14 protein-coding genes are annotated in these 15,911 nt (G+C 67.6%); 6 read left to right on the forward strand and 8 right to left on the reverse strand.

Translation table 11 applies throughout. The annotated features are described in order from the left end of the window. Positions 1 to 180 precede the first annotated feature (180 nt). The 8 genes from OG272_RS24955 to rpmH form a co-directional block, all read right to left on the reverse strand. Positions 181 to 1,272: a ParB/RepB/Spo0J family partition protein gene (locus OG272_RS24955; protein WP_327750234.1), complete on the reverse strand. Its 1,092-nt coding sequence runs from the start codon at positions 1,270 to 1,272 to the stop codon at positions 181 to 183. Beyond that, the gene (locus OG272_RS24960; RefSeq protein ID WP_326585726.1) at positions 1,269 to 2,342 is read right to left on the reverse strand and encodes a ParA family protein; all 1,074 of its coding nucleotides are present in this window, start codon (positions 2,340 to 2,342) and stop codon (positions 1,269 to 1,271) included. Before OG272_RS24960 ends, OG272_RS24955 begins: the two co-directional genes overlap by 4 nt. Positions 2,343 to 2,630: 288 nt before the next feature. Then, positions 2,631 to 3,347 carry a 16S rRNA (guanine(527)-N(7))-methyltransferase RsmG gene (rsmG, locus tag OG272_RS24965; protein WP_326580729.1) on the reverse strand — a complete coding sequence of 239 codons (717 nt, stop codon included), beginning with the start codon at positions 3,345 to 3,347 and terminating at the stop codon, positions 2,631 to 2,633. A gap of 116 nt (positions 3,348 to 3,463) precedes the next feature. Further along, positions 3,464 to 3,976 (reverse strand): R3H domain-containing nucleic acid-binding protein, encoded by a 513-nt coding sequence (locus OG272_RS24970; RefSeq protein ID WP_326580727.1) that lies wholly within the window; start codon positions 3,974 to 3,976, stop codon positions 3,464 to 3,466. Positions 3,977 to 3,991: 15 nt separating this feature from the next. Then, the gene (yidC, locus tag OG272_RS24975) at positions 3,992 to 5,269 is read right to left on the reverse strand and encodes a membrane protein insertase YidC (protein WP_327728791.1); all 1,278 of its coding nucleotides are present in this window, start codon (positions 5,267 to 5,269) and stop codon (positions 3,992 to 3,994) included. 3 nt (positions 5,270 to 5,272) lie between these two features. Further along, complete coding sequence (yidD, locus tag OG272_RS24980; RefSeq protein WP_257543242.1) at positions 5,273 to 5,626, reverse strand: membrane protein insertion efficiency factor YidD; 354 nt, start codon at positions 5,624 to 5,626, stop codon at positions 5,273 to 5,275. Next, entirely contained in the window at positions 5,623 to 5,994 is a 372-nt protein-coding gene (gene rnpA, locus OG272_RS24985; protein WP_078853524.1) for a ribonuclease P protein component, read from the reverse strand. Before rnpA ends, yidD begins: the two co-directional genes overlap by 4 nt. Positions 5,995 to 6,015: 21 nt before the next feature. Further along, entirely contained in the window at positions 6,016 to 6,153 is a 138-nt protein-coding gene (gene rpmH, locus OG272_RS24990) for a 50S ribosomal protein L34 (RefSeq protein WP_005482975.1), read from the reverse strand. A gap of 417 nt (positions 6,154 to 6,570) precedes the next feature. Here rpmH and dnaA point away from each other — a divergent pair, with 417 nt between their 5' ends. The 6 genes from dnaA to gyrB all read left to right on the forward strand — a co-directional run bounded on the left by dnaA (position 6,571) and on the right by gyrB (position 15,869). Continuing rightward, entirely contained in the window at positions 6,571 to 8,559 is a 1,989-nt protein-coding gene (gene dnaA / locus OG272_RS24995) for a chromosomal replication initiator protein DnaA (RefSeq protein WP_327728790.1), read from the forward strand. A gap of 881 nt (positions 8,560 to 9,440) precedes the next feature. Beyond that, positions 9,441 to 10,571 carry a DNA polymerase III subunit beta gene (gene dnaN, locus OG272_RS25000; protein ID WP_327732179.1) on the forward strand — a complete coding sequence of 377 codons (1,131 nt, stop codon included), beginning with the start codon at positions 9,441 to 9,443 and terminating at the stop codon, positions 10,569 to 10,571. Positions 10,572 to 10,777: 206 nt separating this feature from the next. Next, positions 10,778 to 11,653 carry a phosphogluconate dehydrogenase (NAD(+)-dependent, decarboxylating) gene (gene gnd / locus OG272_RS25005; RefSeq protein ID WP_405894895.1) on the forward strand — a complete coding sequence of 292 codons (876 nt, stop codon included), beginning with the start codon at positions 10,778 to 10,780 and terminating at the stop codon, positions 11,651 to 11,653. Between the two features lie 102 nt (positions 11,654 to 11,755). After that, positions 11,756 to 12,880 (forward strand): DNA replication/repair protein RecF, encoded by a 1,125-nt coding sequence (recF, locus tag OG272_RS25010; RefSeq protein ID WP_405894897.1) that lies wholly within the window; start codon positions 11,756 to 11,758, stop codon positions 12,878 to 12,880. Further along, a complete protein-coding gene (locus OG272_RS25015) occupies positions 12,877 to 13,410 on the forward strand; it encodes a DciA family protein (RefSeq protein WP_327728787.1) in 534 nt (177 codons plus the stop codon). The genes recF and OG272_RS25015 overlap by 4 nt, the downstream gene beginning before the upstream one ends. A gap of 395 nt (positions 13,411 to 13,805) precedes the next feature. After that, the gene (gyrB, locus tag OG272_RS25020) at positions 13,806 to 15,869 is read left to right on the forward strand and encodes a DNA topoisomerase (ATP-hydrolyzing) subunit B (RefSeq protein ID WP_327728786.1); all 2,064 of its coding nucleotides are present in this window, start codon (positions 13,806 to 13,808) and stop codon (positions 15,867 to 15,869) included. The last annotated feature ends 42 nt before the right edge of the window (positions 15,870 to 15,911 follow it).

Raw genomic sequence — 15,911 nt, forward strand, 5'->3', positions numbered from 1 at the left:
GCATGCCCCCGCCTCTCCAAGAAGATCCGCCAGGCCGATGCGCGATACCCGAACGCATCGTATCCACGATGTGATTGCCTCGATACCGCCTCAAAGCAAAGAGCGGGCTGTGTCCGGTATACATCGGACACAGCCCGCTCATGCGGTCGACGGGCCGCAGGCCTCCTGTCATTCGGAGGCTCAGGCCTCCGTCTCCTCCGAGTCGTCGTCCAGGAGGCTCTTCTGGAGAGCGAGCTTCTCGCCCGGGGCGAGCGTGCTCAGGATCCGCTCAAGGTCCTCCGTGGAGGCGAACTCCACGGTGATCTTGCCCTTCTTCTGGCCCAGATCGATTTTCACGCGCGTCTCGAAGCGATCCGAGAGCCGGGTTGCGAGTTCGCCCAGCGCCGGGGAGGGCACGGAGCCGGCCCGGGGCCCCTTGGACCGTGCGGTGCTCTTCGGGTGCGAGCCCATGAGTGTGACGATCTCTTCGACCGCTCGAACCGACAGTCCCTCGGCCACGATCCGGTGAGCCAGCTTGTCCTGCTCCTCCGAGTCCTCGACAGAGAGGAGCGCCCGGGCATGCCCGGCGGAGAGAACACCGGCGGCCACACGGCGCTGGACCGCCGCCGAGAGCTTCAGCAGACGCAGGGTGTTGGAGACCTGCGGGCGGGACCGACCGATACGGTCCGCCAGCTGGTCGTGCGTGCAGTTGAAGTCCTTGAGCAACTGGTCGTAGGCGAACGCCTCTTCCAGCGGGTTCAGCTGGGCACGGTGCAGGTTCTCCAGGAGCGCGTCCAGGAGGAGCTTCTCGTCGTCCGTGGCCCGCACGATCGCGGGGATCGCTTCCAACTCGGCCTCATGACAGGCTCGCCACCGCCGCTCACCCATGATGAGCTCGTAGCGGGACGGGCCCACCTGCCGTACGACGATGGGCTGGAGAAGGCCGACCTCCTTGATGGAGGTAACCAGTTCCTGGAGAAGGTCCTCGTCGAACACCTCACGCGGCTGGCGCGGGTTCGGGGTGATGGAGTCGAGAGGCAGCTCGGCGAAGTAGGCACCGATGGGCGCTGCGGGCAGTTCCGCCGCGCCGTTCGGCGACAGCTCCTCTGTTTCACGTGAAACAGGCGGGAGAGTCACCACCTTCGAAGCCGCCAACCCACGCTCAGGGGTGAAGACAGAAGTCGCCGCCTGTGGTGCGGGCGCTCCGGCTGGCGGGGACTCCTTCTCTCCTGTCGCGGCCGCTGGGATCAGTGCGGCGAGACCACGGCCCAACCCCCTCCGTCGATCACTCACTGGATCCCCTCCACCACACTCGGATTGTTCTGAGCACCGATATGGGCGTGCGTCGGGTCGTATCCGACACCCACGCCCTTCAGCGCGATTTCTCGTGCCGCCTCAAGGTAGGAGAGGGCACCGCTCGATCCTGGATCGTAGGTCAGCACCGTCTGCCCGTAGCTCGGCGCCTCGGAGATACGGACGGAGCGGGGAATGCTCGTCCGCAGCACCTCCTCGCCGAAGTGGGTGCGCACCTCGTCGGCGACCTGGGACGCCAGGCGCGTCCGGCCGTCGTACATGGTGAGCAGAATGGTCGACACATGAAGGACGGGGTTGAGGTGCCCCCGGACCAGATCGACATTGCGGAGCAGTTGCCCGAGGCCCTCCAGCGCGTAGTACTCGCACTGGATCGGGATCAGGACTTCCTGGCCGGCGACCAACGCGTTCACCGTCAGCAGTCCGAGCGAGGGCGGGCAGTCGATGAGGATGTAGTCCAGGGGCTGCTCGTACGCCTGAATCGCTCGCTGCAGTCGGCTCTCTCGTGCCACCAGGGACACCAGCTCGATCTCTGCACCGGCGAGATCGATCGTGGCGGGGGCGCAGAAGAGACCCTCGACATCAGGAACGGGCTGCACGACTTCTGACAGCGGCTTGCTGTCGATCAGCACGTCGTAGATGGACGGTACCTCGGCGTGATGGTCGATTCCCAGCGCGGTGGACGCGTTGCCCTGAGGATCGAGGTCGACCACCAGGACCCGGGCGCCGTGCAGAGCCAGCGAAGCGGCGAGGTTGACCGTCGTCGTGGTCTTTCCGACGCCGCCTTTCTGGTTGGCGACGACCATGACTCTGGTCTGCTCGGGCCGGGGCAGTCCCTCGCCGGCACGGCCCAGAGCCTCTACCGCCAGTTGGGCAGCACGACCGATGGGAGTGTCGTCCATCGGGGGCGGTGTTTCACGTGAAACATCGTCCCCCATCGACTCGGTACGGGGACCGGGGACCGGATCGGTCATCGGTCCCGCGATGTTGGCGTCGGACCGCAAGGATTCACTCTCCTCGACTTCAGGCTCGCAATGAACAGAGCCTCCCATGCCTTCGGGGTCGTGAACCAGTGAGGCCTGGTGTTCTGTGGAGAATTCCACCTCTGTGGAAAACTCCGTTACCTCTCCGAGTGACCCAAGAGGCTTCCGGTCGCGCGGTTCGGCCGCGGCGCGGCCACGGCTGATGATGCCGTGCAGCAGTGAGCGACGTTTCACGTGAAACACGATGCCTAGCGGCACGGCCCACGATCGCGCGACACTCCGAGATGCATAGGTTGGGAAGCTTGTGTGGAGTACTCATCGTCGTCAGGACGGATCTGTGAACGTCCAGATCAGTGCCTAGCGGCGTCGGCGTACCCGCCCGGTCCGGGCCGCCTTTGCCCTCTTCGCCGCGAAGCGCACACCGCCCGGGCTCTCTCCGACCTCCACGCGGACGACCGTGGACAGTGGATCGACCACGCCTTCACCGACGTGGTGGATGGAGGTCTCCACCGCACCGAGCTTGCTCAGGGCTGTGGCGGCACTTTTCAGCTCTTCCTCCGCGGTGTCGCCCTTGAGCGCCAGCATCTCTCCGTACGGGCGCAGCAGCGGAATGCCCCAGGCGGCCAGTCGGTCCAGCGGGGCCACGGCCCGAGCCGTCACCACATGGACCGGCTGCAATGTCCCGAGGACCTCTTCCGCTCGGCCACGGACGACTGTCACGTGGTCGAGACCCAGAAGCTCGACCACCTCGGTCAGGAAGTTGGTGCGCCGCAGCAGTGGCTCCAGCAGCGTGATCTTCAGATCCTCCCGGACGAGGGCCAGCGGAATGCCCGGCAGCCCGGCACCGGAACCGACATCGCACACCGTCACCCCCTCCGGCACGACCTCGGAGAGCACCGCGCAGTTCAACAGATGCCTCTCCCACAGGCGGGGTACCTCTCGCGGGCCGATGAGCCCTCGCTGCACACCCGCCTCAGCCAGGAGCTCGGCGTACCGGACCGCGTCCGCATAGCGATCGCCGAATACGTCGCGCGCCTGCTCGGGCGCAGGGGGGAGCTCCGCTGACTCCGTCACGGGGACCGTCCTTCCGTACCGCAAGGGCGCACTGGGGCGCTGACATCAGAACAACAGGCTGACAAAGTTCGGCCCCGTCTGCGGGCAGACGGGGCCGGAGGAACGTACCTACCGAATCAGACAGGCAGCACGACGACGAAGCGCTGCGGCTCCTCGCCCTCGGACTCGCTGCGCAGGCCCGCGGACTTGACCGCGTCATGCACGACCTTGCGCTCGAAGGGCGTCATCGCCTTCAGCTTCACGGGCTCGCCGGTGCTCTTGGCCTCGGCCGCCGCCTTGGCGCCCAGCTCGGAGAGCTCGGCGCGCTTCTTGGCCCGATAGCCGGCGATGTCCAGCATCAGTCGGCTGCGGTCGCCGGTCTCGCGGTGCACGGCCAGGCGCGTGAGCTCCTGGAGCGCCTCGAGCACCTCGCCCTCCCGGCCGACGAGCTTGTTCAGATCGCGGCCGCCGGAGTCGCTGATGATCGAGACAGAGGCACGATCGGCCTCGACGTCCATGTCGATGTCGCCGTCGAGGTCGGCGATGTCCAGCAGACCTTCCAGATAGTCCGCCGCGATCTCACCCTCCTGCTCCAGGCGGGTGAGGGTGTCTCCACCCTCGGAGGCGGCGGAGGTGGTGCCTTCCGTCACGGGATGGGCTCCTTCTTACTTCTTGGACGGGGACTTGGGGCGCTGCTGACCCTTGCGCTGACCGGACTGAGCCTTGCTGCGGCCACCGGCACCGGGCTTGGGCGCGGCCTTCTTGGCAGCGGCCGCCGGCTTGGCGTCCTCCGGCTCGTCGGACTTGCTCAGCGAGATGGGCTCGGTCTCCGGCTCGGCGTCGTCGGCGGTCTTCGCACCACCGGACTGACGCTGGGCCTTGGTCTGACGCTTGGGCTGCTGGCGCCTGGGGGTCGCCGGCGTACCGTCCTCGGCCGTCGCGACGGTCGAGACCTCGCTCTTGAGCACGGTGCCGTCACCCTGGGCCGCGAGCCCCTCCTTGCCCAGACCCGTGATGAACTTCCGCTCGTGCTCGTTGCGGTCACGGCCCTTGGCCACGATCGCCTTGACGATGGCGCGCTCACGGCGGTTGCGGGTCTTGCCGTGCCGCGTGACGTGCTTGAGGAGGCGCTCCAGGTAAGCCGCCTGGGCCTTGGAGCCCGGGGTCGGGTTGTTGTGGATGACGTACATCTGCTGGCCCATGGTCCACACGTTGGTGGTCAGCCAGTAGACGAGGACACCGACCGGGAAGTTGATGCCGAAGACGGCGAACATGATCGGGAAGACGTACATCAGCATCTTCTGCTGCTGCATGAACGGCGTCTTCACCGTGGTGTCGACGTTCTTCGTCATCAGCTGACGCTGCGTGTAGAACTGCGAAGCCGACATCAGGACGATCATGACCGCGGTCACGATGCGGACCGTGGTCAGCGAGGCGTCGAGTGCCGTGACGTCCGCGGAGCTGTCCGTGAACTTCGCGGCCAGCGGGGCACCGAAGATGTGCGCCTTCTGCGCGCTGTCCAGCAGGCTCTGGTTGATCGAGCCGATGGTGTCGTTGTTCGCGATGCTGTTGAGCACGTGGTACAGCGCGAAGAAGAACGGGGACTGCGCCAGGATGGGAAGGCACGAGGAGAGCGGGTTGGTGCCCGTCTCCTTGTACAGCTTCATCATCTCTTCGGACTGACGCTGCTTGTCGTTCTTGTAGCGCTCCTGGATCTTCTTCATCTCGGGCTGCAGCGTCTGCATCGCCCGGGTCGCCTTGATCTGCTTCACGAAGAGCGGGATCAGGCAGATACGGATCAGAATCACCAAGGACACGATGGACAGGCCCCAGGCCCACCCGGTGTCATCGCCGAAGAGGGCGCCGTACACCTTGTGGAACTGGACGATGACCCAGGAGACAGGTGTCGTGATGAAGCTGAAGAGGCTGGCAATCGTGTCCACTAATCATGCTCCTTGGGCATGGGACGGGCTCTCGGCGGCCGGGCTCGAAGGAACATGCCCCTCGGTGGCCGGTTCGGCGGCGGAGGACCCGCCCTTGCGTGCGCGCCACGTGCCACGCAACATCTCGTGCCACCGCGGGCGCTTGCGCGGCGGGACATGGTCCACACCGCCGAGCGACCACGGATTGCACCGCAGGATGCGCCAGGCTGTGAGTGCCGTTCCCTTGATCGCACCGTGCCGGTCGATGGCCGTATAGCCGTAGTGGGAACACGACGGGTAGTACTTGCAGACCGGCCCGAGCAGCGGACTGATCGTCCACTGGTACAGCTTGATCAGCGCCAGCAGCGGGTACTTCATCGTGCGCCCCCTCCCAGCAGCCGCCCTATGGCGGCATCCAGGTCTTGGGCCAGTTGTACGTGGTCGGCGTCACCCGCTCCGGGCAGCGCTCGTACGACTACCAGGCTACCGGGGGGAAACAGGGCGACTCGATCGCGCATCAGATGGCGAAGCCTGCGCTTCACCTTGTTGCGTACGACCGAGCCACCGACGGCCTTGCTCACGACGAAACCCGCACGCGTCGGGGGAGCGCTCTCCCCAGGCGCGTGCGGGTCCGTGGCACCGCTACGTAGGTGAACGACGAGGAGTGGGCGTCCGGCCCGGCGTCCTCGTCGTACCGCGGTCGCGAAGTCCTCGCGCCGCCTCAGCCGATGCTCGGTAGGCAGCACGACGTCATGACCTGATCGGGATCAGGCGGACAGGCTGGCGCGACCCTTGCTGCGGCGGTTCGCGAGAATCGCGCGACCGGCACGGGTACGCATCCGCAGGCGGAAGCCGTGGGTCTTCGCGCGACGACGGTTGTTCGGCTGGAAGGTGCGCTTGCTCACTCGGGGGCTCCAGAAAGAAATCGGTGTTTGCGGGTGCCGTCCTGGCTGTCACCGTGCGCCCACGAGTAGCTCGTATAAACGCCCGAGTGCACCGCTGTCCGATCACCTGACGCGATCTGTGCCCATCGGAGGCAGGCGGCAGCAGCCATCGACAACTCGACCTGGTTACGGTACGCGCGGCTGCGCCATTCGGTCAAACCGGAGGCCACAGGGAGACACTATCCACAGGCTGGGGACAACAACTTGAACCGTACCGGTCGCCGTGACTACCGTGACTGAACTCCGATTCGTTCCCTTTCCTTTGGCTGCTGGGACCCGACCCACCCACCAGCACCTCGTTTCGAGCGCCCCACCCGAGTTCCAAACCAACCTGTCCCAGAACCACACGTTCGTGGGACCTGTGAGAGAGCGTGCCCTGTGGCTGACGTACCTGCCGATCTTGCCGCAGTGTGGCCACGAGTACTGGAGAAGCTCCTCGGTGAGGGCCACGGTCAGGGCGTCGAGGTGAAGGACGAGCGCTGGATCAAGCGCTGCCAGCCGCTCGCACTGGTCGCGGACACGGCTCTTCTCGCCGTCCCGAACGAGTTCGCGAAGGGCGTACTCGAGGGCCGTCTCGCGCCGATCGTCAGCGAGACCCTGAGCCGGGAGTGCGGCCGGCCGATCCGTATCGCGATCACCGTGGACAGCTCCGTCGGCGAGCCCGCGCCCCCTCCGACCCGGCACCGCTTCGAGGAGCCCGAGCTCCCCTCCGTCCCGTCCCAGAGCCGTGACGCCTACGACAACAGGGACGCGTACGACAGCCAGGGGCGCGACGCCCGCGGCGGGTACGAGAACCAGAACGCGTACGAGAACCAGAACGGATACGACGGCCCGGCCCGCGCCCCCTACGAGGGGTACGGCCGCCACCGGGCCGACGACCGAGGCCCGGGACGCGGCGACCAGCTGAGCGGCGGGCCCGGTGACCTGCTGCCGCCCCCTCGCTCGGACCAGCACCCCTCCGGCCGCTCCGACCAGCTTCCGACCGCGCGCCCCGCGTATCCGTCCGAGTACCAGCGGCCCGAGCCGGGCGCCTGGCCACGGCCTTCGCAGGACGACTACGGCTGGCAGCAGCAGCGGCTCGGGTTCCCGGAGAGGGACCCGTACGCTTCGCCGTCGTCGGACTACCGTTCGCAGTCCATGGACCGGCCGCCGTACGACCAGCAGCGCTCCGAGTACGACCGGCAGGGTTCCGACTCCGACTATCCGCGGCCGGACCGGCGCGAGCGCCCCGAGCCGCGTCCGGGCTCGGGGCATGTGCACCGGGGTGGACCGGCCAGTAGCGCCCCCGGCCCGCTGGCGGCGCAGCCCGCGCCGGCACCCGGTCCGGGTGAGCCGACGGCACGTCTGAATCCGAAGTACCTTTTCGACACCTTTGTCATCGGCGCCTCGAACCGTTTCGCGCACGCGGCCGCGGTGGCCGTCGCCGAGGCGCCGGCGAAGGCGTACAACCCCCTCTTCATCTATGGGGAGTCGGGGCTCGGCAAGACGCACCTGCTGCACGCGATCGGGCACTACGCGCGCAGCCTCTATCCGGGCACGCGGGTGCGGTACGTGAGCTCGGAGGAGTTCACCAACGAGTTCATCAACTCCATCCGCGACGGCAAGGGCGACAGCTTCCGCAAGCGGTACCGGGAGATGGACATCCTGCTCGTGGACGACATCCAGTTCCTGGCGGACAAGGAGTCGACGCAGGAGGAGTTCTTCCACACCTTCAATACGCTCCACAACGCGAACAAGCAGATCGTGCTCTCCAGCGACCGGCCGCCGAAGCAGTTGGTGACCCTGGAGGACCGGCTGCGGAACCGTTTCGAGTGGGGTCTGATCACCGATGTCCAGCCGCCGGAGCTGGAGACGCGTATCGCGATCCTCCGCAAGAAGGCGGTGCAGGAGCAGCTCAACGCCCCGCCCGAGGTACTGGAGTTCATCGCGTCCCGGATCTCGCGCAACATCCGCGAGCTGGAGGGCGCGCTGATCAGGGTGACGGCCTTCGCGTCGCTCAACCGGCAGCCGGTGGACCTCGGTCTGACCGAGATCGTCCTCAAGGACCTGATCCCGGGCGGCGAGAACGCGTCCCCCGAGATCACCGCCACCGCGATCATGGCCGCCACGGCCGACTACTTCGGGCTCACGGTCGAGGACCTCTGCGGCACCTCTCGCGGCCGCGCCCTGGTCACCGCCCGCCAGATCGCCATGTATCTGTGCCGTGAGCTGACCGACCTGTCGCTGCCCAAGATCGGCGCGCAGTTCGGCAACCGTGACCACACCACCGTCATGCACGCCGACCGCAAGATCCGCGCGCTGATGGCCGAGCGGCGCTCCATCTACAACCAGGTGACGGAGCTGACGAACCGCATCAAGAACGGCTGACAGAAGGCCGTCGTACGTCGCTGAGGGCGCCCCGGGACGAGTTCCCGAGGGCGCCTTCGGCGTTCCGGGGAGGCTTCGTCCGTCGCCGCACCGTCATCGGGTGTTCGAATACCTGCCGCGTTACGGCCTCCCTCCACAGATTCGGGGACTTTTTGCCGTCCACACCCTGGGGACCGGGAAGTTATGCAGATCGTGTCCACAGGGCAGGCGGTTGCGGGATCATCGATCCAGGTCAACCCCCTGTGGATTCGTGGACGAAAGTTTTCCACAGGCTGTGGACGAAATGGGGATCCACAGACTGTGGACGGAGTTGTCCACCGACGGCCCACAGGCTGCGGCCGGTTGTCCCCAGTGATCGTCGGCTTCTCCACATGCCTGTCCACTGTTCGGCAAGCCAACGCGCCTTCTCACCGTGTCGAGTGAAAGGCGTCACACGAAGTTGCCTGGTTGGGCTGTGGGAAAGGTGGGTAAACCTGGGGACGCCGCTGGGGAGAAGTACCCCCGGGCTGTGCACGGTGTGTGCAGAACTTTCTGTTCTCCACAGATACCCCCGGTTGTCCACCGCCTCCGCCCACAGGCCCGGTGGACAAAATTTGCCGCCTGAGCTGCGAAAACGGGGTTATCCACGGTTTCCACAGGCCCTACTACTACTGACAACTAGAGAGAGCTGGGAATCCGTTTCGAAGTGGGTCCTGTGCACAACTCGCTCTGGGCTGCCCGACCGCGCCTCGTCACGACTTGACCCCGAGAGGCTCCGAGTGTCAGCGGTGTGCGTCAGACTGTTCCCCGGTGTCCTTCCCCTCACCGGAATCAGCGACACCGAGACAGACGACGAAGCCAGGCAGGGCGAGAAGCGCCGGCAACAGCAGGAGGCGGCAACAGTGAAGATCCGGGTGGAACGCGACGTACTCGCGGAGGCAGTGGCCTGGGCGGCGCGCAGCCTCCCGGCCCGTCCGCCGGCGCCGGTCCTCGCCGGCCTCCTTCTGAAGGCCGAGGAAAGCCAGCTGAGCCTCTCCAGCTTCGACTACGAGGTCTCCGCGCGGGTCTCCGTGGAGGCCGAGGTCGACGAGGAGGGCACGGTGCTCGTCTCCGGCCGGCTCCTTGCCGACATCTGCCGCGCTCTCCCCAACCGCCCGGTGGAGATTTCCACGGACGGTGTACGGGCGACCGTGGTCTGCGGCTCCTCGCGGTTCACCCTCCACACACTGCCTGTGGAGGAGTACCCGTCCCTGCCGCAGATGCCGAACGCCACAGGCACCGTCCCGGGTGAGGTCTTCGCCTCCGCCGCCGCCCAGGTGGCCATCGCCGCCGGCCGCGACGACACGCTGCCCGTGCTCACCGGTGTGCGCATCGAGATCGAGGGCGACACGGTCACGCTGGCCTCCACCGACCGCTACCGCTTCGCGGTCCGCGAGTTCCTGTGGAAGCCGGAGAACCCCGAGGCGTCCGCGGTCGCACTGGTGCCCGCCAAGACGCTCCTGGACACCGCCAAGGCCCTCACGAGCGGCGACAGCGTCATCCTGGCGCTCTCCGGCTCGGGCTCGGGCGAGGGCCTGATCGGTTTCGAGGGCGCGGGCCGTCGGACGACCACGCGGCTGCTGGAGGGCGACCTCCCGAAGTACCGCACGCTGTTCCCGACGGAGTTCAACAGCGTGGCCGTCATCGAGACCGCCCCCTTCGTGGAGGCCGTCAAGCGTGTGGCCCTGGTCGCCGAGCGGAACACCCCGGTGCGGCTGAGCTTCGAGCAGGGCGTGCTGATCCTGGAGGCCGGCTCCAGCGACGACGCACAGGCTGTGGAAAGGGTCGACGCCCAGCTGGAGGGCGACGACATCTCGATCGCCTTCAACCCGACGTTCCTGCTGGACGGCCTGAGCGCCATCGACTCCCCGGTGGCGCAGCTGTCGTTCACGACGTCCACCAAGCCCGCGCTGCTCAGCGGCAAGCCGGCCGTGGACGCCGAGGCGGACGAGGCCTACAAGTACCTGATCATGCCGGTGCGGCTCAGCGGCTGACCGGCCGGACACCGCCCCGGCCGAGGCGCCGGAGGGTGTCCACAGCTCCGCGGGGCCCGGTGGAGCACCGGGCCCTCGGTGCGAAGCCGCAGGTCGGGGCATACGTTTGAGCGGGTATGCCCACAGGTGTGCGTGAGCGTCCGGGTTTAGGCTCGTGCTGGGTACGCAGGTGCCCTCATGCCACGTCGCAACCTAAGGAACAACTGATGGAGCTCGGTCTCGTCGGCCTCGGCAAGATGGGCGGCAACATGCGCGAGCGGATACGCCGCGCAGGCCACACCGTCATCGGATTCGACCGGAACCCGGATCTCGCCGATGTTCACAGCCTCGAAGAGCTGGTGGGCAAGCTCAAGGGCCCGCGGGTCGTGTGGGTGATGGTCCCGGCCGGCGCCGCCACCCAGTCGACCGTCGACGAACTGGCCGAGCTGCTCCAGCCGGGAGATGTCGTCGTGGACGGCGGCAACTCCCGCTGGACGGACGACGAGAAGCACGCCGAGGCACTGGCGGCCAAGGGCATCGGCTTCGTCGACTGCGGTGTCTCCGGCGGAGTCTGGGGCCTGGAGAACGGCTATGCGCTGATGTACGGCGGTGACGCCGAGAACGTCGCCAAGGTGCGGCCGGTCTTCGACGCGCTCAAGCCCGAGGGCGATCTCGGCGCGGTGCACGCGGGCAAGGTCGGCGCCGGGCACTTCGCGAAGATGGTCCACAACGGCATCGAGTACGCGATGATGCAGGCGTACGCCGAGGGCTGGGAGCTCCTGGAGAAGGTCGACTCGGTGACGGACGTCCGCGAGGTCTTCCGTTCCTGGCAGGACGGCACGGTCATCCGTTCCTGGCTGCTCGACCTGGCGGTGAACGCCCTCGACGAGGACGAGCACCTGGACGGGCTGAAGGGGTTCGCACAGGACTCCGGCGAGGGCCGGTGGACGGTGGAGGCCGCCATCGACCACGCCGTGCCGCTGCCCGCGATCACGGCCTCCCTCTTCGCGCGGTTCGCGTCGCGCCAGGAGGACTCTCCGCAGATGAAGATGATCGCGGCGCTGCGGAACCAGTTCGGCGGCCACGCGGTCGAGAAGAAGTAACCCGCGGCACAGAAGACGAGAACGAACACACTACGGTCGACGAGAAGTCGTCCACAGGGCCGCACGGCGGTCCACAACCCTGGGGGAGGTCGGCACCCGACCATGCACGTCACGCATCTGTCGCTGGCCGACTTCCGCTCGTACGCCCGGGTCGAGGTCCCGCTCGACCCGGGCGTCACCGCGTTCGTGGGCCCCAACGGGCATGGCAAGACGAACCTGGTCGAGGCGGTCGGCTATCTCGCGACCCTCGGAAGCCACCGGGTGTCGTCGGACGCGCCACTCGTCCGCATGGGCGCCGACCGGGCGGTGATCCGCGCGCAGGTGCGGCAGGGCGAGCGGCAGCAGCTGATCGAGCTGGAGCTGAACCCCGGCAAGGCGAACCGGGCGCGTATCAACAGGTCGTCGCAGGTCAGACCGCGTGATGTGCTCGGCATCGTGCGGACGGTGCTGTTCGCGCCGGAGGACCTCGCGCTGGTCAAGGGCGACCCCGGTGAGCGGCGGCGCTTCCTCGACGAGCTGATCACCGCGCGGGCTCCGCGGATGGCGGGCGTGCGCTCGGACTACGAGCGGGTCCTCAAGCAGCGCAACACCCTCCTCAAGACGGCCGCGCTGGCCCGTCGGCACGGCGGCCGCTCCATGGACCTGTCCACGCTCGACGTGTGGGACCAGCACCTCGCGCGCGTGGGAGCCGAGTTGCTCGCCCAGCGCCTGGACCTGGTCGCCTCGATCCAGCCGCTCGCCGACAAGGCGTACGAGCAACTGGCACCCGGCGGCGGCCCGGTGAGTCTGGAGTACAAGCCCTCCTCGCCCGGCATCGTCGGCCACGCGCGTGAGGAGCTGTACGAGCAGCTGATGGCCGCCCTCGCCGAGAGCCGCAAGCAGGAGATCGAGCGGGGCGTCACCCTTGTAGGCCCTCATCGGGACGATGTGATGCTCAAACTCGGGCAGCTGCCCGCCAAGGGGTACGCCTCCCACGGCGAGTCCTGGTCGTACGCCCTGGCCCTGCGGCTCGCCTCCTACGACCTGCTGCGGGCCGAGGGCAACGAGCCGGTGCTGATCCTCGACGACGTCTTCGCCGAGCTGGACGCTCGTCGGCGGGAGCGCCTGGCGGAGCTGGTCGCGCCGGGCGAGCAGGTCCTGGTGACCGCAGCCGTCGACGACGACGTACCGGACGTACTGACGGAGACGCGGTACTCCGTGGCCGACGGGACGGTGGAGCGCGCATGAGCGGATCCGAGGGAGCCCAGAAGCCTCCCGAGCCCTCCGGCGTGGACCTCGCGCGCGTGGCGCTGCGCGCCGCGAAGGAAGCGGCACGCGCGCGAGGCGAGGCCACCCAGCAGCAGAAGCAGGCCAGGCGCGGTGGCGGGCTGCGCTCCGGCGCGCGTGCCGACGGCCGTGACCCGATGCCCCTCGGCCCCGCGATCAACCGCCTGATCACCGAGCGGGGCTGGGAGACGCCGGCCGCCGTCGGCGGGGTGATGGGTCGCTGGCCGCAGATCGTCGGCGACGACCTGGCGAGACGATGCGTACCGGAGCGGTACGACGAGGACGAGCGGGTCCTGCACGTGCGGTGCGACTCGACGGCGTGGGCGACGAATGTCCGGCTGCTCGCCCCTCAGCTCGTCGCCCGGCTCAACGAGGACCTCGGCCACGGCACCGTGCGGCTGCTCAAGGTCCACGGCCCCGGCGGAGCCGCTCGACGCTACGGGCCCCTGCGCGCCCCGGGAAGCACCGGTCCCGGCGATACCTACGGGTGACCGTAGTCACATTTCCGGGCGCCTCCGCGCTCGTGACCGGGCGTCCTTCGAGGGTCTGCGGACGACGGTGCGCTCCGGCGCGGACGCTCGCATGCGGTTGCGAACGTCGACCTGACCCGGGAGTAGCAAAGGGTTGACACCCGGAAGCGCTGAGTGCCGCTGTGAGCCTCTTGGAGCCCCGCTCCGCATATGGGGAGTCGGGAGAGACCGGTTCAGGGCGGCACATGCGGACTCAGGTACCGGCAAACCCCCATCACGGTCGGCGCTACCGGTAGACTGGAAGCTAATCCCGCCCCATTCGTGGGGACCGCTACGGAAACACTGTTCACCGCTGACAAAGGCTTCCACCGCAACATGCCGCAGCCGCTCCGGCAAACCCGCCGGGAGCCGGGCTTGTGCTGTGCCAGAAAGGGCGCTTCGTGGCCGATTCCGGCAACCCCAACGAGAACATCCCGTCCACCGGCGCCGGCGCCAACGGCGAGGTCACAGCCTCGTACGACGCCAGTGCCATCACCGTCCTCGAAGGGCTGGACGCGGTCCGCAAGCGGCCCGGCATGTACATCGGCTCGACCGGTGAGCGTGGGCTGCATCACCTGGTGCAGGAGGTCGTCGACAACTCCGTCGACGAGGCGCTGGCCGGCCACGCCGACACCATCAGTGTGACGATCCTCGCCGACGGCGGCGTCCGGGTCGTCGACAACGGCCGCGGCATCCCGGTGGGCATCGTCCCTTCCGAGGGGAAGCCGGCCCTTGAGGTCGTGCTGACGGTGTTGCACGCGGGCGGCAAGTTCGGCGGCGGCGGCTACGCGGTCTCCGGCGGTCTGCACGGTGTCGGTGTCTCCGTGGTGAACGCCCTGTCCAGCAGGGTCACCGTCGAGGTCAAGACCGACGGCCACCGCTGGACCCAGGACTACAAGCTGGGCGTTCCGACGGCACCGCTGGCCAAGCACGAGGCCACCGGGGAGACCGGTACCTCGGTGACCTTCTGGGCCGACGCCGACATCTTCGAGACCACGTATTACTCCTTCGAGACGCTCTCGCGGCGCTTCCAGGAGATGGCGTTCCTCAACAAGGGTCTGACCATCAACCTCACGGACGAGCGCGAGTCCGCGAAGGCCACGGCCGGTGCGGACGAGGCCGGCGAGGACGAGAAGCACGAGGTCAAGACCGTCTCGTACCACTACGAGGGCGGCATCGTCGACTTCGTGAAGCACCTCAACTCCCGTAAGGGAGAGGCGGTTCACCCGTCCGTCATCGACTTCGAGGCCGAGGACAAGGACAAGCTCCTGTCCGTCGAGGTCGCCATGCAGTGGAACAGTGGTTACAGCGAGGGTGTCTACTCCTTCGCCAACATCATCCACACGCACGAGGGCGGTACGCACGAAGAGGGCTTCCGCGCCGCGATGACCGGTCTGATCAACCGCTACGCGCGCGACAAGAAGCTGCTGCGGGAGAAGGACGACAACCTCACGGGTGACGACATCCGCGAGGGTCTGACCGCGATCATCTCGATCAAGCTGAGCGAGCCGCAGTTCGAGGGCCAGACCAAGACCAAGCTGGGCAACACGGAGGCGAAGACCTTCGTGCAGAAGGTCGTGCACGAGCACCTCACGGACTGGCTGGACCGCAACCCGGTCGAGGCCGCGGACATCATCCGCAAGTCCATCCAGGCGGCCACCGCGCGCGTGGCGGCCCGCAAGGCCCGTGACCTCACCCGTCGCAAGGGCCTGCTGGAGACGGCGTCCCTGCCGGGCAAGCTGAGCGACTGCCAGTCGAACGATCCCATCAAGTGCGAGATCTTCATCGTCGAGGGTGACTCCGCCGGCGGCTCGGCCAAGTCCGGCCGTAACCCGCAGTACCAGGCGATCCTCCCGATCCGCGGCAAGATCCTCAATGTCGAGAAGGCGCGGATCGACAAGATCCTGCAGAACCAGGAGATCCAGGCGCTGATCTCCGCCTTCGGCACGGGTGTGCACGAGGACTTCGACATCTCCAGGCTCCGCTATCACAAGATCATCCTGATGGCGGACGCCGACGTCGACGGCCAGCACATCAACACCCTGCTGCTGACCTTCCTCTTCCGCTTCATGCGGCCGCTGGTCGAGGCCGGACACGTGTTCCTCTCGCGTCCCCCCCTCTACAAGATCAAGTGGGGCCGCGACGACTTCGAGTACGCCTACTCGGACCGCGAGCGCGACGCCCTGATCGAGCTCGGCCGACAGAACGGCAAGCGCGTCAGGGAGGACTCGATCCAGCGCTTCAAGGGTCTCGGCGAGATGAACGCCGAGGAGCTGCGCATCACGACCATGGACCAGGACCACCGCGTCCTCGGCCAGGTCACGCTCGACGACGCCGCCCAGGCCGACGAGCTGTTCTCGGTCCTCATGGGCGAGGACGTCGAGGCCCGGCGCCAGTTCATCCAGCGCAACGCCAAGGACGTCCGCTTCCTCGACATCTGAGTCGGTCTCAGCTGACCGCACCAGGAAGGATCCCCACCAGCA

Source organism: Streptomyces sp. NBC_00104 (assembly GCF_045160825.1).
Taxonomy (GTDB): Bacteria; Actinomycetota; Actinomycetes; order Streptomycetales; family Streptomycetaceae; genus Streptomyces.

What these genes read in the sequence shown, in the direction of transcription:
- yidD (WP_257543242.1), bottom strand. Translation starts at nt 5,626, where the DNA reads ATGAAGTACCCGCTGCTGGCGCTGATCAAGCTGTACCAGTGGACGATC.
- OG272_RS24960 (WP_326585726.1), bottom strand. Translation starts at nt 2,342, where the DNA reads ATGGGAGGCTCTGTTCATTGCGAGCCTGAAGTCGAGGAGAGTGAATCC.
- gnd (WP_405894895.1), top strand. Translation starts at nt 10,778, where the DNA reads ATGGAGCTCGGTCTCGTCGGCCTCGGCAAGATGGGCGGCAACATGCGC.
- OG272_RS25015 (WP_327728787.1), top strand. Translation starts at nt 12,877, where the DNA reads ATGAGCGGATCCGAGGGAGCCCAGAAGCCTCCCGAGCCCTCCGGCGTG.
- recF (WP_405894897.1), top strand. Translation starts at nt 11,756, where the DNA reads ATGCACGTCACGCATCTGTCGCTGGCCGACTTCCGCTCGTACGCCCGG.